We start from the raw sequence: 21,193 nt of genomic DNA on the forward strand, positions 1-21,193 counted from the left end.
TTAATCTTATGAGCACTGCATCCATACGCCGTATTTCCATCGATGTGACGCCGGAGCAGCACAAGCGGCTGAAGGCAATCGCAGCCCTGTCCGGAAAATCCCTTAAGGACTATGTGTTGGAACGCACCCTCCCTGACGATGAGGATGGTGTCGCTCTCCGTGAGCTTGAGGCCTTTCTGGAGACTCGGGTTGAGTCGGCCCGCAAAGGGCCTTTCGTGGATCAGTCGGTTGAAGACATTTTCGATGAAGTGACTCGCGACGCGAACAGCTGAAACGGCAGCTTACCGGATCACGCCCGAGGCTCGTGACGACCTTCGCAGCATCGCTCGTTATACTTTGGAGACGTGGGGTGCCGCGCAGCAGCAGATTTATCGTGATAAACTCATCGCTTGCTTTGAAGCCATTGCAAACGGAGGCATCGTAGCACGTCATTTTTCCAAAAAGTATCCCGATTGCTCTGTTACGCGCTGCGAACACCATTACGTGTTTTATCTGGAAGCCGTCCACGAGTCACCTCCGGTTATCATCGCCGTCCTGCACGAAAAGATGGACTTCCTCGTGCGTCTCAAATCGCGTCTGGGTTAATCAACGATTTCCGATTGTGTTCTTCTCTGTGAGCTTTGTGCCTTGGTGTGAGAATCATCCATTTTACGTCGTTGCAGTCTTGCCGGCGCATCGGACTCCCATTGAGGAATCATTCCTGCAATAACGTAGGTTGTTTAACCGCAGAGAGCGCAGAGCAACTCAGAGATAGACAGATAAAAATTCTCCTCCTTGGCTAAGGAGGAGTCCCTGAGCTTCGCCTGCCATGAGTGAGTCGAATGGCCGAAGGGGAGGTGGTTCGCCTCTCCGATCAACCAGCAACCTTCAACGAACAACATCAATCCGCTCCTTACAGCTCCTCGCTGAAGATCTTCTCGGTGATCTTCCAGAACTTTCCCAGCTTGCGGGCGATGATGAAGGCGGGCATGCGCAGTTGGGATTGGAGCTCGACGACTTCGCTCACGGAGCGGATGTTGAGCGTCAGCTCGGGCCGGCGCAGGTGCGACCGGAGAAAGTTGATGTGAAACTTCTTCACGCTCGTTGGGTTGTTGAGGTAGTGCATCTCGGATAGGTGCTTGGCGTCGTAGTCGTAATATTTGACCTGGAGGTAGGGATTCCCGTTCTTGTCGATGCGCTCCAGCATCTCGATCGAGTCGGGGGTGAGCACATGGGCGTCTTTGGACAGCCTTGCCTGCTTGAGCTTTTCGTCGGGGTCGACCAACACGCTGCCGCAGTGGCTGCATTCACGGGCGGAGATGTCATTTTGCGCCGAGCATGAGGGGCAGACCTTGAAGCGAAAACGATAGCCGCAGGGCGTCACTTCGAAGGTGTCGGGATTGGTCTTTCCGCCGCGGCACTTGCGCCCGTAGTGCTCGATCACGTTGCCGTCCTCATCGACGATCCCCCAGAAGTCATTGACGAAGCCGCATTCGGGGCAGGGCACTCGCACGGCCACGGATTCGGACTCCGTTTTCTTTTCGCCCACCTCCGGACTGAAGATGCTATGTCCCATGCCGGTGTAATCCAGGATCAGGCAATCCTTCTTGTCCGTATCCAGGCGCAAGCCGCGTCCGATGATTTGCTGATACAAACTGATCGATTCGGTCGGTCGCAGGATGGCGATCACATCGACATGGGCGGCGTCGAAACCGGTCGTCAGGACGGAGACATTCACCAGATACTTGAAGGCTCTGTTTTTAAAATCCTGCACGATCTGATCGCGCTCCGTCAGCTCGGTGGAGCCGACCACCAGCCGTGCCTCTCCCGCCGGCAGGTGTGCTAGGATCTCCTCGGCATGCTTCACCGTGGAGCTGAATATCATCACCCCCTGGCGTTGATAGCTCTCGGTGATATCCACGATGTTTTTGATGATCAGCGGCGTGAGCCGTCGTTGGCGTTGGAGCACTTCTTCAAGCTGGGCCATCGTGTAGGACTGGCCGCTTTCGGTGAGCTCGGAGAAATCATAGGAGGTGACCGGATTGTCGACCTTGACCGGAGGCGTCAGGTAGCGGTTCCGGATCATATACTCCAGCGGCAGCTCATAGATGCAGTGCTTGAAGAAGCGCAGCTCCTGCGTTTTCACCTCCCCGCGGAGCGCGTAGTTGTAAATCCAGCCCAGTCCCAGACGATAGGGCGTCGCCGTGAGGCCGAGGATGCAAATGCGCGGATTGTTCCGCTTCAGCTGCTTAATGACTTGAGCGTATTGACTCTCCGGCTCCAGACCGACGCGGTGGCACTCATCGATCACCAGCAGCGTGAAATCGCGAAAAAAGGAATCGTCGGCCTTCGCGACCGACTGGATGCTCCCGAAGATGACCTTTTGCGCGCTGTCCTTTTGATTGAGGCCCGCCGAGTAGATCCCGGCCTGCAGGCCATAGCTTTCATACTTCAAATGATTTTGCTCCACCAGCTCTTTGACATGGGCTAGCACCAGCACGCGGCCTTTGGCAATCTTGGCCAGCTCCGCAATGACCAAGCTCTTCCCCGCACCCGTGGGCAAAACAATCACCGCAGGACTGCGCCGCTTCCTGAAATAGTGAAGCGTATTGTCAACAGCTGCCTGCTGATAGGGACGGAGCGTATACATTCCGCGGAAGCTATGGAATGCTCAGGTCGATGTATAGTTAATTTCCTGGAGCGAGATTGTCCCCGATGTCCTTGTGCTATCTGTTACCCATGTCTTTCTGTCGCACCATGTGATTAACTTGGTCATGCGTAATGAGTATGGATTGCCCATATATCCTAAAGTCATCTTAACCGAGGGCTACTGGAAGGAGGGGCAGTCCTTGCCGCATAAAAATAAGTGCGTACAGACCGGCAAATCATAGCACTGTGTCTATGACGGTCCAAAGTTTGAGAATTTTTTGCATTTCGCATCGCCATTACGTTAAGCCGACCATTTTTGAGGCTCAGTCATCACGACTGGGCCTCGTTTGTGTCCGGTTCGGGCGATGCTTTTAGCCGAGTCTGGGACCTGTCCCTTAGGTATGCTCTGATTTGCTTCTCCAGCGGCGTTAGCCGGGCACTCCTGCCCCCCGACGCCTTGCGCTGCTCCAAAATCACGCAGCACATAACTACCAGAACTTTTTCGAAGTGGGCTGAGTGAACACATTTTCTTGTTCCAGTCAGGGGATTGTCTTATGCACATCTGAAAATAGTCCGTTTAATCATGATACATCCAAACAGAATTATACTTTTCGTTTCCGCGTGCTTCGTTGCATGCATTTCAAGCCATGCAGAGGAGCGCGTGATCGAAGGCATGCATTATCGAAGCTCCGATGCGGAACTCCCTCGGGAGGATTACCGCTACACCCAATGCCAACTGGATCTGTACCTTCCTGATGCCGAGCCTGGGTTTCCCACGCTTATTTACTTTCACGGGGGTGGCCTCGTTGGGGGAAAACGGCATTTTCCGGATTTGAAGAACAAAGGAATTGCACTGGTTGCCGTGGGGTATCGTCTCTCCCCGAAGGCGGATTGCCCTGCATTTCTGGAAGATGCTGCAGCAGCCACTGCTTGGACCCTCGACCATATCGAAGGGTTCGGGGGCGATCCTGCCAAAGTGTTCATTTCGGGCCATTCTGCGGGCGGTTACCTTTCGGCGATGGTTGGTATGGACCCTCGCTGGTTGGCGCCATTCGGACATGTGCCCAACGACCTGGCAGGTCTTATTCCTGTGAGTGGCCAGGTGAGCACGCACTTCACGGTCAAAAAATTGCGCGGCGACACTCAATCGCAGTACCGGGTCGTTGTCGATGAATACGCTCCACTGACCTACGCGAGTGCCGACTTGCCGCCCATCTGCCTGATTGTCGGCGACCGTGAGATTGAATACAAAAACCGAGTCGAAGAAAATGACTTGCTCGCGACCAGCCTTCGTAATTTAGGTCATGAACAGGTCGAGTTCCACGAGATGGGGGGGCTGAATCATGGGACTGTTCTCAAAGGTGCCTACATCATCATTCCGGATTTCATTAAGCGTACCGTGGAGCGGCAATCGCCCTGAACATGAAAACTTTCGCATTGGGACTTTGTCGCTGCGCCCGGAACGCATCGCCATCCCGATCGAAACCTTTCGGGAGAATTCGCAGTGCGAATCGGTTCGTCCCGCGCCACCCCGATCGGCCGACCAGAATGTCTGGGCGAAAGCGTGGGCTTTTTAGTCGATGAGGATCAGGGAATCAGGTTCTGGAGTCCAAGTTGCTGCAGTCGTTGTTTCTCACTGTTATCCAGTTTCTTCGTGGTAAAGACTTTGACCGAACCGGTGTCCTTGTTTTCCATGAACAGGTAGAAGCCGAATAGGGAGCCGGGGTCTTCCCCGACGACGATATCGAGCTCATAGGTTTCACCCGCACGGAAGTTATACCATTCGCCGTAAACTGTTTGGTAGGTGCCGTCGTAGGCCTGGCTTTCCCAGCCGAGCGTTCGGAAGCCGGCTCCGGGATTCTTGATGCCTGTTCGGTCCCAACTGGAATACATCCCGTTATAGAGTGAGCCATCCAAGACCAACCGGTTGTTGACCGCGACCATGATGCAGTCGTCCCCTTTGCCTAGAAAACGGAACCGGCCGCTTTCGCTTGGCGTGAAGGTGCCACGGTAGTGCAGCAGGATGCCTGTCGGGGTGACACTATCTGTCACATCATATGCTTTCGGAACGGCGTCGGCGTAGATGATCGGCACGATGAAATGGGTGGCATAGAGTTTATTTTCGGGGGAGTAGTAGGCCCGGTCGACCAAGCTGCTGCGGAAGCGTTTGTCCGACCATTCGCGCAGGAAATTAACCATTGTAACAGTCGGGATGTATTCGATCGGCTTGCCGGACGGATCCTTTTTCATGTCGTAGAGTCTGCCTTCGAGGGCACCTTCGACGAAGCCGTCAAAACCGAATTCGGTGAGACGCAGTGATTCCATCATCCCGCCTCCGATTGCGCCGAGTCCGCCGCCGGCACCGCGACCGGTCAAGGACATTGCCATATTGGTATCACCGATATCGATACTGGGAACGTCCAGGCTGAGCGGGTTGGCCACGGCCATCGGTTGAGGGCGTGCCATGCTGCGCTGGGTGCTTCGCTGTGTCGGTGGGGGCGGGGGAGGTTCGGTCGGTTGCGAATCGACGACAGCCTCGAATTCCGGCGCTTGCCGGGTGACGGTATCGACGATTTTGATGACTGCAAAGGCACCGAGTCCCACGACATGGGCGATGACACTTGCCAGTATGACAATCACCAGAATGCTTCGCTTCTTTCTACCGAGGAGCGGTTTTCCCAGATTGTCGGGGTGTCCGGATGGCGGATGGTCTGACATATCGTGTAAAAGTGGTTGGGATGAATTACATCCGGGCGAAGGAGACGTAGCTCAGCTGAGCTTTGGCGCAGGCATTGAGCACGTCAACGGAACGGAAGTGCGGGGAATAGGGGTCGGCTTGAATGGTTACGATGGTCTTCTTGTGGAGCCGGTCTGCCGATGCTTTCAGATGTGCCAGCATGCTGGTTAATACCGGGAGCTCGCCGACCGGTCCGTCGCCGCTGGGGCCGCCGTTGATCAGAACGGAACCGTCCGGCATGATGTCGATGATATGCCTGGACGGTAATTCGGGAGTGTCTTTGGGGACGGCTTGCGCGGGCAGTTGAATGCCGAGATCGGACTCCTGTTTGATCAACTGCGTCGTGACCATGAAGAAGATCAAAAGCAGGAACACCACGTCGATCATGGGAGTCAGATCGGGCTTGCCCGCGCTTTCAAATATATCGTTCGCTTTCATGGCGTTTACAGGTCGGTTTCGTAGGTTGCGAAGATGATGTCGGTGATCCCGTATTCGGTGCAGATCTGGAGCAACTGGTTGACGTGCCGGTGCTCTGTTTTCCGGTCGACGCGGAGAACCAGCTTGGTGGCGGCGCCGTGTTCGGCGACGATCTTCGAGATACGCTGACGCAATTGCTCTTCAGTCAGTTCCTTGTTACTGGTATAATAGACACCCTGCGGGTCGATGGAGAAGGTGTAGCGGTTGCTGATTTCCTTGGGCACGACGGATTCGTCCGCGACAGCAAGGTTCAAATCCTTCTTCTCCGTAATCATGCTCGCCACCGTCATGAAGAACACGATGAGCAGGAAGACGATATCGATCATCGGTGTCAGATCGAAACCCTCGGTGTCCTGGGGGACCTTGTATCCTTGTAAGCTCATAAGGTGTAATGTGGCATAGGTCGGGAGGCCGGCTTATTTGCTGCGCATGCCGTGGGAGAGCTCACCATGCATGTCGTTCAGATACATAGTCATGTCTGCGACGATCTTCCCGTAGCGGTTCTTGAAATAAAAGAAGAAGAACATCGTCGGGATGCCGATCAACATGCCGGTGGCAGTCGTGATGAGCGCTTCCGAGATATTACCGGCGAGGAGGTCGGGCTGCCCCATGCCGACGGTTGCGATCGAGTTGAAGGCTTTGACCATACCGGAAACCGTTCCGAGCAGCCCGAGCATGGGCGCGATCGAGGCAATGATGGACAGGTAATTGATGATGACGAACGGTTGTGCGAGCTCCTTGCTGGATCCGGCCTCCAGGCGTTCCTTAAAGAGTTCCATGTCGATTTTGTTGCCGCGGATGGAGTCGAGCCCATGGCTGACAATGCGGGTCAACGGATTGGGCGTCGCGGTACAGGTCTGCTTGGCACCTTCGATATCGACCAGTCCCAGCCGTTCACGCACGGCTTGTGCGGTCTGGTCGTCGAAGAAGGATTGCGGGCGCAGTGCGATGAAGTTGTAGATCGTCAAAGCGAATCCGGCAAAGGAGAGGCAACCCAGCGGATACATGGCCCAGCCACCTGCCGCGATCATATGGAGGAAGCTGGTCTCCGTGGTTTCGGTGATGGCACCGTCCTCCGAAGGGATGGTGTTCTCCTGGGCCGACGCGAAAACAGCGGCCGACAGAAAGAGGAACAGGAACAGTATGTTCCGGGGGCGGGTTATGTTGAATGGAGTTTTCATAAGTGCGTTCTGGTTGATTGATAGCTGTATCAGGATGTTAAATCTTTTGTATAAGCGCTTTTGGAGTAGACCAGTTTGAGTTCCTCCAGAATGCCTTTGGCCGTTTCGAATGCCTCTTCGAGTTGATAGGCTTTGTAGTTGTAATAGAGTGCGATCTCTTTCCACTCGCTATCGGATGGTAGCAGCGCGAGCGCACGTCCGATCGGGCTCAATACTTGACGGCGGTCTTCCGTATCCTGTTTGAAGGCATAGATTCCATCGAGTATCCAAGACGCGGCATTGGTCTCATCCGATTGGCCTTCGGCTTGTGAGGCGACGGTTCTGAGTTGCTTGTATTTGCCAAAATCGCCGGTTTCCAAAGCGAGATAGGCGGTTCGCAGCGCCACCGCTTTTCGCTGGTCGACCGGGACGATTTGCAGCAGCGGTTCGTAAATGCCTAGAGCGACCTTGAAATGGCGTTCCGCGGCGAGGCGCTGCGCCAGATCCAGTGCGTTGGTTGCGAACTCCTCCGCGGGGCGTGCGTTGAACAACTGGATGAGTAGTTTTTCCCCTTCAGCGGCCTGATCGTCGGAGAAGAGTAATTCGACGGTGTTGTAGGCCTCCAATGCGATCGGTTCCGGGAGGCGCCCAAGGTCCGTGCCCTGCGTGACTTTGTAGGCACGATCCGCTTCACCGCGTTCGTTCAAGGCCGTGAGATAGGAGAGGATGACCGCGTGAATGCCCCCGGCCGATTTCTCCGGAATGCCGGCGAACGGCAAGAGCAGCTCGGCGTCGTTCTTTAACTGCTTGATCCGTTCATCAAGGTTGTCCGAGTAAACGATCTGGCTGGTCGACGCCTCCAGTTTGCGCTGGAATTGCAGTTCTTCCATCCCCTCCCACGCGTAGATCAGCGAGGCGCCGCTGGTATCGACGAGAATCTCCAAGCCGTGCTCGGTCGCGCGGGTGTCATACGCTTTCCACTTGCCGTTTTCGAAGACCTGCAGCTCGACCGGAGCGAGATGACTGAAGTCGGGGGCGGTGTAGTGGCTGTCCGAGAGGTCGATTTGGCTGTTGTCCGGCGATACATCCGCGAGCAAGTTGCCTTGGCTCACGAAGCAAGCGGCAGTGCCGTAACAACCGATCGCCAGGATGTGCTTGTAAAGTCTGGGGTGGGGGCGCTTCATAATTGTATCTCCTCCTCTATCAGTTTGGATCCACGTGTGTCTTGGAGATCGGGGGTTTCGGTATAAGCTTTCAGGACGGAGCGGGCGCTCTCCGTTTCCCCCATGGCGACCAAGGTCTTGATGTCCTTGTAGAATGCCAAGGCCACGACCTCATGGAAGAACGGGTAGCCGAGGATGAGGCGTTCATAGAATCCGTGTGCCTCGGCATATAAAGACTGGTCGGCATAGCTGTCGCCGAGCATGAGCAGGGCATTCGCATGGATTTCGCCGCGCCATTCGGTTCTGCTAAGAATGCCTTCGAGTGTTTTGCGGGCCGACTTGTAGTCGTCGAGTTCGAGATACAAGCGGCCGATTTCCATCATGGAAGAGGCGGCGACCTTCTGTTCGGCGAAGCGTTGCAAGACTGCCTCATGCGCCTTGATCGCTTCACGGTAACGGCCCATGCGGGTAAAGACGTCCGCCATAGCCAGATGGATGTCCAGTTCGACGGCGGAACCGACATACTCACGGAGCAGTTCCTGCAGTTTGCCCGCCGCATATTCCGGCTGGTCCTGAGAGATCCGTTGCAGGATCCACAGCTTGGAAGCCGGGCTCAGCGTTTCCCAGAGTTCGGGATTCTCATGCAGGCGGACGTGCCGGTCTTGTGCGGTTTTGACGGGCTCGGATAATTGTGCCAGTGCGCACTCGATGCGGACCCGAACCGGGAGCGATGCATCCGGGCTGTTGGATCGAACCTGCTCCCTGCACCAATCGATCGCCGGAGTGCCGGATAGCTCGGCAAAGCGTTGCCGGATCTTCGCGCTCAGTGTTTGCAGATGCTCCGGGTTCTCCAGCGTCTGCGTGCGGAAATCGTCGTCCCTGACAAAGCTTAGTTGGATGAGCGGATGCAGGTTGGTGTGTTCGTTGAAGTAGCGGTATTGCTTCGCCCGGTCCTGAATCAGCTCATTCAGTAATTCCGGATTTTCACTCACTTCGTCCAGGAAGTTCTCTGTCGCCGACTGCATGGTTCGGAGCGAGGCATCCGTCTTAAGGAATGTCACGAGCAGCTTGTCCACCGAGGCGGCCCCGACGCGGTCGATAAACTTGTTCACGGTCGTGCGCATCGTCGAGAGTGCCTTTACGGGCGCGCCGTTGTTCTGGTGGGTCTGCGCCAGTTTCAGGTAGACGGGAATGCTGGCGATGGCGTCCGGATGTGCGTCGATGAAATCAACCAACTCCGTCAAGGACGCTTGGGTTTCGTTCAGGCGGCTCAGCGCATCGGACGTTTTTACGGTCGCTTTGGCCAGCAAGTCGATGTTGTCGGTGAATTCTTTGGCGGTTTCGAAGTGCTCCAGCGCCCAGTCCGGACGTCCGTTCATATTGGCGATATCACCCAGGGCGATCTCGACTTCGGCGCGAAGGGGGTTGTCCGGGTGTTGACGGACAAATTCCTTGAGCAAGGCCTCCGCTTCCAGAATCATATCCTTGCCCATGAGGGCGAGGGCTTTCCGGTAGCTTGCATCAATCGCATAGGGAGAATCGCTGCGACTGATGACGAAATCGAAGGACTGCAAGGCCGCATCATATTCCTGCCGCAGCAGGTGCGCAAGGCCCATCATGTATTCCAGTTCGTCGGCGATGACCTCGTTCGGGTATTTCGAGCGGAACTGGCTGAACTCCCGGATCAGTTCGTCGAATTCGAGGAATTCCAGACGTTGCATGCCGTGGGTGAAAACAATTTGCTGGGCGGCAAGATCGGTGGAATCCGTCGCCAAATAGTTCGGTGTCAATTCGTAGAGCTTGTCCCATTTTTTCTTCTGCTTGTAGATCTTCGCCAGCTCGCTGGCGATCATGCCGCGGTATTTCCGGTAGCCATCGCGGTCCAGATAAATGTGGGCGAGCTCTTCGCCCTGATCGATCGCCTCGAGCTTGATGGCCAGCGCGAAGGCGGAGTAGAGAATGCTCTCGCCGGACGGGTGATTCGGATAGCGATCCACCAGGAAGCGGAAGCGCCAAAAGGCCTCCCAGTTCCGGTTCATTTCCATATAGACCCTTGCCAGACGCCAGCTCAGAAGCGGAGTATAGTTGGTGGTGGACTTGAGGGCCTCCAACTCGCGGCGCGTGTTTTCCAGTGCCGCCTCCACCTCGGCCAGGTCTTCCAGCAGGGAGGGCTTGCCCCGAAGTGAAGCGGCTTCTTTTTCCAGACGGCTTGCATAGTTGCTCAGGCCTTCATGCAGCGTTTCGTAAGAGCGGACGAACTGGTAGAAGAGGGCGGCCGTATTGTATTGACGGGACTCATACAACTGGTCGCCGATCTCCATGAGTGCGGCATTGAAGCGAGGGGAATAGAAGACCGGGCTGGAGGTCTTGAAGAACTCCAGCAGGGAACCGGCCTCTTCGAGATTCCCGCTTTTCGCCAGGCCGATGACATAATAGGCGGCCGCGGAAGTCCGCTCTTCGGCGGTTTCCGCCCGTTGCATGCTTTTGCTGAAATAGGGCGCGCCGGCAACCCATGCTTTCTTCGCGACATAGATGCGCGTGATCTTTTTCAACAATCCGTTCCGGTCGATGCCGGTCGGCCGCTTGTCGTAGAGCTCGATGTAGTATCTGAGGGCGTCTTCCAGCTTGCCCTGCACTGCAAGGATATCCGCCAGGTTGAACTTTGCGACCGGTGCCAGGATCGAGTCGGGATATTGGTTGAGGTAGGATTGGAAACGGTTTCCAGCCTCACTGAGTGTCGCGTCATTCTGGTTGTTGTAGTATTCGAAGACATAGCCCAGTGCGATGTAGAAATCAATCCGGGGGAGTTCTTCCGTCGTGCCCTGCTGCTGCATGTATTCGCGCATTTGTAACAGGAGCGGACGCGCTTCGATGAACTGTTTATTCGCGATGAGCTGCTTGGCCTGCTGCGAGACGCGAATGATTTCGTTATTCATCGTCTGGCCGTTCAGTGCCAGGCCGGCCAATGTCAACGGCAGCACGAGCAGGAAGACCTTGCGCAGATTCACGATTTTACGGGCCGACCAGCGATCCTTCAAAACTGACAAAACATTATCCATGGCGCGGCAATTCACGAGTCATTGTGGGGTGGATTTTCATGGGGACACTGGAGCCTGGGCTCATATCAAGATTTCAAAGCGGTTGCAGGTAAGGCCTGGAAGGCTTCGCTGCTGACTGGATGGTAGCATGCATTCGTGCGGGGCGGCTACCTAGCCAATCGAATAGTTTAGCGGGGTATCTCGCTGATTAGGGTGGTGTCGGAGGGCATTTCGGGCTAGGAGCACTCTTTGTTTTCCAAACCTAGCAATCCGGTTTTCGGAAGCTCCCCGGATGTGGCAAATTTCGCAGAGATCTTAAGCCCAAACCAGCTGTCCAAATGGCCAGTAGGCTCCGGAATGCGTGACTGTTATACCTGTCATAGAATGTTCGTCCCAAATTTTCTTCGATTCCGCGGGGAGTGCGCCCACCGTTTCCGGTGGCGAGTCATCCTTGCTATTGCCCTGACGCTGCGACTGGCATGCCCGGCCTCAGCGGATCGTTCGATGGCCACACCGAAGCTTTCGGATATCCGGATTGTGGACTGCGCTGAAGTGATCCAGAGCCCGAAGCGAGGGGTTGCTGCCAACCGTCTTTCCGAGGCGGATTTCCGTGCACTGGCACCGGGTGTGTCCTGGTATTACAATTGGAGCTACGCTCCGGGGGGCACCGGGACCCCGCCGGAAGATGTCGCGATCGAATTCATTCCCATGGTTTGGGGCGGTGGAAAACAGGCTATGGATGGGCTGAAGTCCTATATATCCGGAGGACATCGGCCGCGTGCGGTTTTGGCCATCAACGAACCGAATTTGGTTGAGCATCATGTGGCGGCAGGCATGACGCCGGAGAAAACCGCGCGGATCTACGGAGAAGTCAAAGCCATCACAGACCGTTACGGGATACCTCTCATCGGACCACAGATGTCGATCGGCTCACCGCCTCATATGAGTGTGACTGCCTATGATCCGATTGAAGGTGAGGAAGTGACTTACACCTACATGGTGCCATTTTTGCATGCATTCTTCTACTATGCACAGAAGCAGAACACGGAGGTCGATGGCTTGGGCATGCACCCCTACATGGCGGCTCCCGGTGTGGAAGGGCTCATGAATCAAGTGGCGGCAAGCTTCGGGAAGCCCATCTGGATCACCGAATTCTCCAATTCGGATCAGCCACTGTATGACATCCCCTACAAGCTGCGTGACCTCGTCCAGTCGGTGGACTATATGGAACGCACGCCTGCGATACAGGCTTACGCATATTTTAAAGAACGCAACGCCGCTCATCCGCCGCTGAGCCTGTTTACCGGTCAGGATGGCGAGCTCAACGAGCTGGGGAAAGCCTACGTCCAGATGCCGGTGCACGATCCCGCCCTCTATTATCGGCTCCCGGGACGGCTGCAGGCGGAAAGGTATGTCAGTCTGGCGGATGCTACGGTTTGGCCCACTACCGACCAGGACGGCTTTTTGCATATGAGTTCGGAAGCGATCGGCTCGCGCTTGAACTACCATGTCTCTGTCGAGACGACGGGGGATTACCGCATTCGTGTGCGCGTGACGGGCGGGCCGGGGAAGCTCGGACTGCGCTTCGGTAAGGGGGCACCCTTTTATTTGGATATGCCGCAAGCGGTCAGTGGCTGGCAAACGCTGGAAACGCTCACGGAACTGGAGGCCGGGCCCCAGGTCCTGTATCTGAAAATGGATGCAAAGCCTTTTGGCATCAACTGGATCGAAGTCGAGCGTGTCGAATAAGATTTTCGAAGTGGTATCACTCCCTTCCGTGGTCTTCCAGTGTTATCGGGCGAACCACCCCGTCTCGCTGCGCGTGCCACTCCTCCTTAGCCAAGGAGGGGAGCTATGATTCCCACATTTGAAGCTGGATCGACACTCGCGGAGGCCGCCGCCGTTCGTTATGATTCGCCGTCATTCGTCTTTAGACGCTCATCCAGCTCCTTGCGGATTTGCGGGTAGATCTTGTCGAGCTTGTAGAAGGCCATGATCGCCATGGAGATGAGGTTCATGACTATGGGGATCAGCAGGTAGTTGCCCTTGATGGCCAGCAGTGCGCTGGCGGGTTGGTCGCCATTGGGCACGTAGCCGCTTAGGTCCAACAGGAAGCCGGCGAGCGCACCGGTAACAGCCATCGCGACCTTTCCGATAAAGCCGTTGATTGAGCAAAGTAGGCCGGCGGCTCCGACACCGCTTTTCCATTCGCCGTAATCGATCGGATCGGCTTGCATCGAGAAATAGATGCTTTGGCGGAGTCCAAACCCGAAAGCGGCAATGGCTGCTCCGGCCAGTAGGACGGGGATCGTTGCCCCTGCCAGCACGATCAGGACTAGGCCTGCGATCAGGATGCTGGACGAAACCATATAAATTGTCCGCTTGGTCATGATCCTGGCGACCAGGGGAGTGACCAGGGTGCCCCCCAGGGGAACCAGTGTCGAGATGCCGGCAATGACGGAAACCAGATCCGTGCGTTCCAGATTATAGGTGAAATAGTAAATGAGTGCGCCTGTTTGAAGAAAGAAAGAACCCCACATGAACAGAATGTTGACCGCGAAGATGTGCCAGTAGGTATTGCTTTTCAGTGAGACGAAGGCTTCACGCAGTGAAATCGCGCGTGAGCTTTCCTCATGCTTTAGCTCCCTGACGTTGAGGAATGAGGTGGCGAAAAGCGCGATGGCGATCAGGCCAAAGGTCGACATGGTGAGGAAGAAGCCTTTCGCCTGGGATCCACCGCCCAGCGCTCCGACCATGGGCATAGTCAAGGTGCTCACTGCGGTGGCACCGATGAAGGAGAAAATGATGCGGCTGGTGGCCAGGTTGGTCCGCTCTTGTGCGCTTCGTGTCAGGCTCGGGAGAATTGAAGCGATCGGGATGTTGACCATCGTGTAGGCCAGCGAGAGCCCGATGTAGGTGATATAGGCATAGACCAGTTTGCCGCCGGTTGGAAGATCCGGCATGAAGAAGGCCGCGGAGGCGAAGATCGCAAATGGAAAGGCACCAATCAGGATCCAGGGACGGGATTTACCCCAGCGGGTGTGCGTTTTGTCGATCACGATTCCCATCCCGACGTCGGTGAAGCCGTCGACCACCCGGGTCACGAGGAAGAGCACGCCCACCGCGGCTGCCGAGAGCCCGGCAACGTCCGTGTAGTAAAACATCAGGTAAAGCGTGATGACTTGCCAGACCAGATTGCAGGACAGGTCGGAAATGCCGTAGCCGACGCGTTGTCGCCAGACATTGATGCCGGTTGAGGTGGTTCGTGACGTGCTTGTTGTCATTGAGTGGGGTGGGCTTGATGGGATTGAATGCGTCGGCACATATTCGCTGAGTTCCGCGCAGGAGTATGAAATTCTTTCCACGGATTATGCGGGGTCGGCGCCCCTGTGAACATCTGGCCAATGGTCTAGTTTAACGCATTTGCCGCGCGATCTGCGGCATTGTTCGGCATCGGTCCGGTGCGAATTTATGATACTAGTCGAAAGTATGGATAGTCGATTGTCTAGATATCGAATGCAGGAACCATCTGTAATATGGTTTCCGATTTATATATTAGACAAAGTGTAACGATGAATTGTATTGAAATTGGATATAAGGCGCGTGCGGGCGGGGCGTTGAATGCGCCTTGTGGTTATCCGGACTTGTCCCCATGCGCGGGAGCGGGTGAAGACGCGGCTAGATCGTCTGTTTTACTGGTTCAGGGGACGGCCAATGGTTGCCTGACCTTGAAGCCTGACGGCTCGTTTTTTTATTCTCCCGATGTCGGTTTTGTCGGGACGGATCGTTTTACTTATCGCGTGTCCGATCTGGACGAGGAAAATAATCGTATGGCTTCGGTGTCGATACTCGTCGAATGATTGCTGGATCGATTTTGGTGTTTGTGCATGCCACCTAGCCATTCGACTACATTCGAATGTCCAGTTATTTCGAATTAGCATTTTAAGTATTATGGAATCCTCACAAGTCGATTTGTGTGAACGTTGGTAGTCTACCCCTCTGTGGAGCCTACTATATCTCTAAATGTAGATCTAAATAATAAAAGTCATGAATACTAAAACTAAAATAAAGAGCTGGGGGACGGCTGTCGCAATGACTGCGATGCTGGGTTCTTCGCTGATGGCGCAGTCACCGACTGAACTGCCCAAGCCAACCGAAGCCGAAGCCGAGCAGCGTGCGGCCGAGCTGGTTGCGCAACTGACACTGGATGAAAAGATTTCACTCTTAGCCGGGCCTAATGATGGCCGTTACGATCACGTTCCCATTGACCGACTGGGGATTCCGCCGCTTTTGGCAGCCGATGCCGGCCTAGGTGTCCGCACCACGTACCTGTACGAACCTGGTTTGGCGACCACTTCCTTCCAAAGCGGGCTTTCGCTGGCCGCGACCTTCGATGAAGAAGCCGCCAAAGCGCAAGGACGTGCGATGGGGATCGAAGCTTACGAGCTTGGTTATGGTTCCATTCTTGGACCCAATGCGGATGCGGCTCGCACACCTTACTACGGCCGTAATTTCGAGGGCTTGGGTGAAGATCCGTTCCTGACGGGGAAGATTGCTGCTGCGCAAACCAGCGGTCAGCAGGAAAGCCCGATCATTACAAGTGTGAAGCACTTTACCGGCAATGTTCAGGAATGGAACCGTCACACGATCAACGAACTGATCAGCGAGCGTGCCCTTCGCGAATACTATGTCCGGCCTTTTGAAATCATTGTGGATGAAGCACAGCCGGGTGGCGTGATGGCCGCCTTTAATTCCATTAATGGCGAGCCTTGTGTGGACGACTATCACCTGTTGACCGAGATCCTGAAAGGAGATCTGGGCTTTGAGGGATACGTGCAATCCGACTTCAATGGGGCACTCGGAGTTTCCAATGCCAACGCCGGCCTGGACTTTGAAACCAACCAGATCACCTACTTCGGCGACATTCTGAAGGAGGCTGTGCAGGACGGTACTGTTTCGATCGAGCGTATCGATGACATGGTCTATCGTTGGCTTCGAACTCTCATCGTCTCCGGTTACTACGATAATGTTCACCCGAATGCCTTGGCTGCACTCGCCGACCGCGAGCCGCTGTCTGAAGAGCTTCTGGCCGAGCACGCTGAAATCGCTTACGAGAACGCGATCAAGGGTGTTGTGCTCTTGAAGAACGAAGAGAGTGCCTTGCCGCTGGACGATTCGATCAAAAGCATCGCGTTGATCGGTACCGACCTCGATATCAATCTGAGCGGTAGCGGTAGTGCTTCGGTTCCGGTTCCCGGTAACCTGATCACCGCTGTTCAGGGCATCTCCGACCGTGCCGCCTACAGTGGCGCGACAGTTGAGTGGGTGAAAGGTGTCGATTCCTTCTCCCCGGCTGATATGCTGGGCGGCCCGGCCACAACAGTTCCGTCTTCGGTACTCAAGCCTTTTGATGCCGAGGAAGGTGTGCAAGGTTTGACCGAGTATGTCTACGGCAGTCCGACGGTTCACTATCCGCTGGTTGCACAATCCATCCAGCCGGTCGTCAACCGTGCGACTGGTATCCCGCACATGTTCCCGGCTTCCTTCGCAAACCGGACCACCTTGTTCCCGTACAACTTCGGCCCCCACTCCATGATGTGGATGGGGAAGTTCACGCCTCCGGCAACCGGCACTTACACGCTGCACCTGCACCACATGGGTGGCGCACGTCTCGTACTGAATGCCCAAGTGCTGATCGCTGAGTCCGCTGCGGTTCCGCAAACTGATTCCGTGACCCTCGATTTGATCGGCGGTCAGGAATACGATCTTGAGATCAACTACTTCATGGATGCAGCCGCTCAATTGCTGAACGGTGCAGGCGGCATGTTCAGTGACGGCGGTATCGCCAAGATCCGCTTTGCATGGACCACTCCGGAGGATGTGCTGCCTCCGAATATCCAGGAAGCTGTGGATGCCGCCCGTGATGCGGATGTGGCAATCGTCGCTGTTCGCGACATCAATACTGAATCGATGGACCGTCAAAGTCTGCAGCTCCAGCAGGATCAGGATCGTCTGGTCAGTGCGGTGGCAGCGGTCAACCCGCGCACCATCGTCGTGCTGCAAACCGGTGGTCCCGTGCTCATGCCCTGGATCGATGAGGTCGAGGCGGTTGTCGAGACCTGGTACATGGGGCAGGAGCAAGGTGACGTGGTTGCCGGTATCCTGTATGGCGACTACAATCCGTCGGGTAAGTTGCCGATCACCTTCCCGAGCAGTGAAGATGCACAGCCGATCAACACGATCGAAGGGCGTCTTGGCACACCGGCTGAGCCCTATGTTGGCTCTGGTCCGGTGCCGGTGAATGACTTCAGTGAAGGCGTCTATGTCGGTTACCGCGGTTATGACAAGGCAGGCATTGAGCCGCTCTTCCCCTTCGGCTATGGTCTCTCTTACAGCACGTTCGAGTATTCCAAGGCACAAGCGAAACCCAAGTCGCTTAAGATCGATGGCAATAGCAAGAATAACAAGGTGACCGTCGAATTCAACGTGACGAACACGAGTGATCGTGCCGGCACCGAGGTTGCACAGGTCTATGTCCAGTTCCCTATCGGGATGGATGTCCCTGCCAAGCAGCTGGTTGGTTTCAAGCGTGTTTCTCTTGAAGCAGGCGAGACCAAGAAGGTGGCCATCACTGTCGATGCCGACTCGGCTGCCCATCCTCTCTCCATGTGGTATGAGCCGCTGGACAGCTGGTTGACCCCGGAAGGCAGCTATAAGCTCCTCGTGGGCGGATCTTCCGCAGAACTTCCTTTGGAAGCTCAATTCACGATTAAATAAATAAAATTAGCTGTTCGCCGATGCCCTTCACGGGGCGTCGGCGAACTTTGGTTTTTCGAACGGCCGAGTTGTGGGTGAAACCACAGCCCGGCCGTTTTTGTTTCATCGGAGACGGGTCGATTCAATTTGTTCAACTTTGTAAATCGATACCCGTTTTATTACATGTCCGAAGCGTATTCTATTTTAGCCTAGTCGAATGGCTACAGTCTTATGACTAGTTCAAGAGCAAGGGGAAAAAGTATAATTTCAAAAAACAACAAGATACCCCGACTTGAGACGCTATGAAAACAAATATAAAAACCGGAATACTCTGGGGTGTCATTACACTTTCCGTGTTGCTCGGCCCGACGCTCATGGCGGAACTGCCGAATGAGATAACGAAGCCAACGGAGGCGGACGCGGAAATACGTGCCGCCGAACTGGTATCGCAAATGACTCTCGACGAGAAACTGCAGTTGGTCAGCGGATTCGGCGATTCACGCTACGACCACTTGCCTGTCGAGCGTTTGGGTATTCCGCCGCTGCTTGCTTGTGATGCCGGGCTTGGCGTGCGCACCTCGCTTTTGCCGGATACGGTTCGCTCGACCGGTTTTCAAAGTGGTTTATCGCTTGCCGCAAGCTTCGATGAGGCGGCGGCAGAGGCGCAGGGGCGGGCGATCGGTGTCGAAGCTTACCTGCTGGGTTACGGTTCTATCTTGGGACCGGTTCCGGATGCAGCCCGCACGCCTTACTACGGACGTAACTTCGAAGCGCTGGGGGAGGATCCTTTCCTTGCGGGCAAGATCGCAGCTTCCGAGACCCGTGGGATACAGGAGAGCCCTGTCATCGCATCGAACAAGCACTATACCGGAAACGTGCAGGAATGGAACCGTCACAGCGTCAACGAGCTGATCGGCGAGCGTGCACTGCGCGAGTATTACACACGTGCCTGGGCGATCATCGTGGATGAGGCTCAACCGGGAGGTATCATGGCGGCATTCAACTCGATTAACGGGGAAGCCTGTGTCGACAGTTATCATTTGCTGACTGAAATCCTGAAAGATGACTTCGGGCACAAAGGCTATGTTCAAACCGACTTTAACGGTAGCACGGGCGTCTCCAACGCGATTGCCGGGCTCGATTTTGAAGGGCCGAATACGCAATACTTCGGTGATGTGCTCCGGGAAGCCGTGACGAATGGAATCGTGCCGATGGAGCGTCTTGACGATATGGTTTACCGTTGGCTGCGTTCCTTGATCGTTTCGGCTTACTTCGACCATACGCCGGCAAATGCCTTGGTTGAATTGTCCGATGTCGAGCCGATTTCCGAAGAGATCCTTTCAGCGCACGCGGATCTTGCCTATGAGAATGCGACCAAAGGGATCGTGCTTCTCAAGAACGAAAACAATGCGCTGCCGATCGGACTGGATGCGTTGTCGATCGCCTTGATCGGGACGGACCTGGATATCGATATCTCCGGAAGTGGAAGTGCCTCGATCCCGAATACCGGCAATCTGGTCAGCGTGCTGGATGGAGTCTCTGCGCGTGCCGCCTATAATGGTGCCACCGTCGAATGGGTGAAGGGGGTGGATTCCTTCTCTCCCGGCGATATGCTGGGTGGCCCCGCTACGACGGTACCGTCGTCCGCCTTTAGGCCTTTCGGAGCCGCACCGGGTGTGCATGGCCTGACGCAATATGTCTACGGGAGCCCGACGAATAACACGCCCCTGGTCGATGCCAGCGTTGTGCCGCAGGTGAACCTGGCTTCGGGGATTGTGAACCTGTTTTCGAACTCATTCGTAAACACTCCGAATTTCTACCCGTGGAATTTCGGACCGCATTCGATCTCGTGGTTCGGTAAGTTTACGCCGCCGGTCAGCGGCACTTACACGCTTTACCTGCATCACATGGGTGGGGCACGGCTCGTTCTGAACGCCGGCGTTCTTATCGCGCAAGGGGCTGGTGAGCCTCAAACGGATTCGGCCACAATCGATCTGAATGGCGGTCAAAGTTATGACCTGGAGATTAATTATTACATGAATGCGCCCGCCCAATTATACAATGGCTCGGCTGGCATGTTCAGTGATGGTGGTATTTCCAAGATCCGTTTTGCCTGGGATCCCCCGGCCGGCGTCTTGCCGACCAATATCCAGGAAGCCGTCGATGCGGCCCGCTCTGCGGATGTCGCGGTAGTCTGTGTGCGTGACTTCAACACCGAGGCCATGGACCGTCAAAGCCTGCAACTGCAACAGGATCAGGACCGCTTGATCAGCGCCGTTGCCGCGGTCAACCCCCGCACCATCGTGGTGCTTCAAACCGGTGGCCCGGTCCTGATGCCCTGGTTGGATGAAGTCGAGGCCGTCGTCGAAGGCTGGTATTCCAGCCAGGAGCAGGGCGATGCACTTGCCGGTATCCTGTTCGGCGATCTCAATCCTTCCGGCAAGCTGCCCATTACCTTCCCAAGCAGCGAGGACGCACAACCGATCAACACGCTTGAAGGTATCCATGGAGTGCCGACCGCACCCTATCCCGGTTATGGTCCGGTGCCGGTGAATGACTTCAGTGAAGGCGTCTATGTCGGTTACCGCGGTTATGACAAGGCGGGTATTGAGCCGCTCTTCCCCTTCGGATATGGTCTGTCTTACAGCACCTTCGAGTATTCGGGGGGAACGATATCCCCTTCGGTATTCACTCCGGAGACAGAAGATCGGAAGGCGACCGTATCTTTTCATGTGACAAATACAAGCGAGCGAGCCGGCACCGAGGTTGCCCAGGTCTATATCCGCTTCCCCGCAGGAATCGATATGCCGGAGAAGCAGCTCGTCGGCTTCAAACGTGTCTCGCTCGAGCCGGGTGAGTCTCAATTGGTCGAGATCACAATCGATGGTGAATCGGCTGCGCGTCCCTTTTCGATGTGGTATACCTCAACAAATGGATGGTTTACCCCTCCGGGGAATTATCAACTCCTGGTTGGTGGTTCATCGGAGGACCTTCCCTTGGCTGTCCAGCTCTCGGTCGAGTAGAGGAAAGAGGAACGCCTGCTCGAACCGTCTATTTCTATTTACGGCCGGTTTGCGGACAATCCGCGGTTCGGCCTTTTTGCTTGCTGTGGGGCGCCGGTCCGGGCGGCTTTGCGGAGAGACACTAGACTTGAGTATAGTTTACGTTCGGAGCGTTTCCCCGTATTAGTAAAAAGTGCAAAAGTTGACGCCCCGCAGACCTCGCATTTTCTCT

At 55.5% G+C, this 21,193-nt stretch carries 15 protein-coding genes; 7 read left to right on the forward strand and 8 right to left on the reverse strand.

The window, feature by feature from the left end; translation table 11 throughout:
- Positions 1-8 precede the first annotated feature (8 nt).
- A complete protein-coding gene (locus O2597_RS12370; RefSeq protein WP_269525276.1) occupies positions 9-272 on the forward strand; it encodes a hypothetical protein in 264 nt (87 codons plus the stop codon).
- Positions 273-288: 16 nt separating this feature from the next.
- On the forward strand, positions 289-585 hold the full coding sequence (locus tag O2597_RS12375) for a type II toxin-antitoxin system RelE/ParE family toxin (protein WP_269525319.1): 297 nt from the start codon (positions 289-291) through the stop codon (positions 583-585).
- Between the two features lie 307 nt (positions 586-892).
- Here O2597_RS12375 and radD read toward each other — a convergent pair whose 3' ends face one another.
- Positions 893-2,629: a DNA repair helicase RadD gene (radD, locus tag O2597_RS12380; RefSeq protein ID WP_269525278.1), complete on the reverse strand. Its 1,737-nt coding sequence runs from the start codon at positions 2,627-2,629 to the stop codon at positions 893-895.
- Between the two features lie 672 nt (positions 2,630-3,301).
- Between radD and O2597_RS12385 the strand changes: the two genes are divergently transcribed.
- The gene (locus O2597_RS12385) at positions 3,302-4,048 is read left to right on the forward strand and encodes an alpha/beta hydrolase (RefSeq protein WP_269525280.1); all 747 of its coding nucleotides are present in this window, start codon (positions 3,302-3,304) and stop codon (positions 4,046-4,048) included.
- Between the two features lie 167 nt (positions 4,049-4,215).
- Here O2597_RS12385 and O2597_RS12390 read toward each other — a convergent pair whose 3' ends face one another.
- The 6 genes from O2597_RS12390 to O2597_RS12415 are packed head-to-tail and all read right to left on the reverse strand — an operon-like array spanning position 4,216 to position 11,224.
- On the reverse strand, positions 4,216-5,346 hold the full coding sequence (locus O2597_RS12390; RefSeq protein ID WP_269525281.1) for a hypothetical protein: 1,131 nt from the start codon (positions 5,344-5,346) through the stop codon (positions 4,216-4,218).
- 25 nt (positions 5,347-5,371) lie between these two features.
- Entirely contained in the window at positions 5,372-5,803 is a 432-nt protein-coding gene (locus tag O2597_RS12395; RefSeq protein WP_269525283.1) for an ExbD/TolR family protein, read from the reverse strand.
- A gap of 5 nt (positions 5,804-5,808) precedes the next feature.
- Entirely contained in the window at positions 5,809-6,225 is a 417-nt protein-coding gene (locus tag O2597_RS12400; RefSeq protein ID WP_269525284.1) for an ExbD/TolR family protein, read from the reverse strand.
- Positions 6,226-6,258: 33 nt separating this feature from the next.
- Positions 6,259-7,023, reverse strand: a complete 765-nt coding sequence (locus O2597_RS12405; RefSeq protein WP_269525286.1) for a MotA/TolQ/ExbB proton channel family protein — start codon at positions 7,021-7,023, stop codon at positions 6,259-6,261.
- A gap of 29 nt (positions 7,024-7,052) precedes the next feature.
- Positions 7,053-8,186, reverse strand: coding sequence for a hypothetical protein (locus tag O2597_RS12410; RefSeq protein WP_269525288.1), 1,134 nt, complete (start codon positions 8,184-8,186; stop codon positions 7,053-7,055).
- Complete coding sequence (locus tag O2597_RS12415) at positions 8,183-11,224, reverse strand: tetratricopeptide repeat protein (protein WP_269525290.1); 3,042 nt, start codon at positions 11,222-11,224, stop codon at positions 8,183-8,185. The genes O2597_RS12410 and O2597_RS12415 overlap by 4 nt, the downstream gene beginning before the upstream one ends.
- Before the next feature lie 363 nt (positions 11,225-11,587).
- Between O2597_RS12415 and O2597_RS12420 the strand changes: the two genes are divergently transcribed.
- Positions 11,588-12,952 carry a glycosyl hydrolase gene (locus O2597_RS12420; protein ID WP_269525292.1) on the forward strand — a complete coding sequence of 455 codons (1,365 nt, stop codon included), beginning with the start codon at positions 11,588-11,590 and terminating at the stop codon, positions 12,950-12,952.
- Between the two features lie 158 nt (positions 12,953-13,110).
- Here the strand turns inward: O2597_RS12420 and O2597_RS12425 are convergent, their stop codons facing one another.
- A complete protein-coding gene (locus tag O2597_RS12425) occupies positions 13,111-14,487 on the reverse strand; it encodes a glycoside-pentoside-hexuronide (GPH):cation symporter (RefSeq protein ID WP_269525294.1) in 1,377 nt (458 codons plus the stop codon).
- A 288-nt stretch (positions 14,488-14,775) separates the two neighbouring features.
- Between O2597_RS12425 and O2597_RS12430 the strand changes: the two genes are divergently transcribed.
- The 3 genes from O2597_RS12430 to O2597_RS12440 all read left to right on the forward strand — a co-directional run bounded on the left by O2597_RS12430 (position 14,776) and on the right by O2597_RS12440 (position 20,982).
- Positions 14,776-15,063 (forward strand): Ig-like domain-containing protein, encoded by a 288-nt coding sequence (locus O2597_RS12430; protein WP_269525296.1) that lies wholly within the window; start codon positions 14,776-14,778, stop codon positions 15,061-15,063.
- 187 nt (positions 15,064-15,250) lie between these two features.
- Complete coding sequence (locus O2597_RS12435; RefSeq protein ID WP_269525297.1) at positions 15,251-17,980, forward strand: beta-glucosidase; 2,730 nt, start codon at positions 15,251-15,253, stop codon at positions 17,978-17,980.
- A 281-nt stretch (positions 17,981-18,261) separates the two neighbouring features.
- Positions 18,262-20,982: a beta-glucosidase gene (locus tag O2597_RS12440; protein ID WP_269525299.1), complete on the forward strand. Its 2,721-nt coding sequence runs from the start codon at positions 18,262-18,264 to the stop codon at positions 20,980-20,982.
- Positions 20,983-21,193: the final 211 nt, after the last annotated feature.

Source organism: Coraliomargarita parva (assembly GCF_027257905.1).
GTDB lineage: Bacteria > Verrucomicrobiota > Verrucomicrobiia > Opitutales > Coraliomargaritaceae > Coraliomargarita_A > Coraliomargarita_A parva.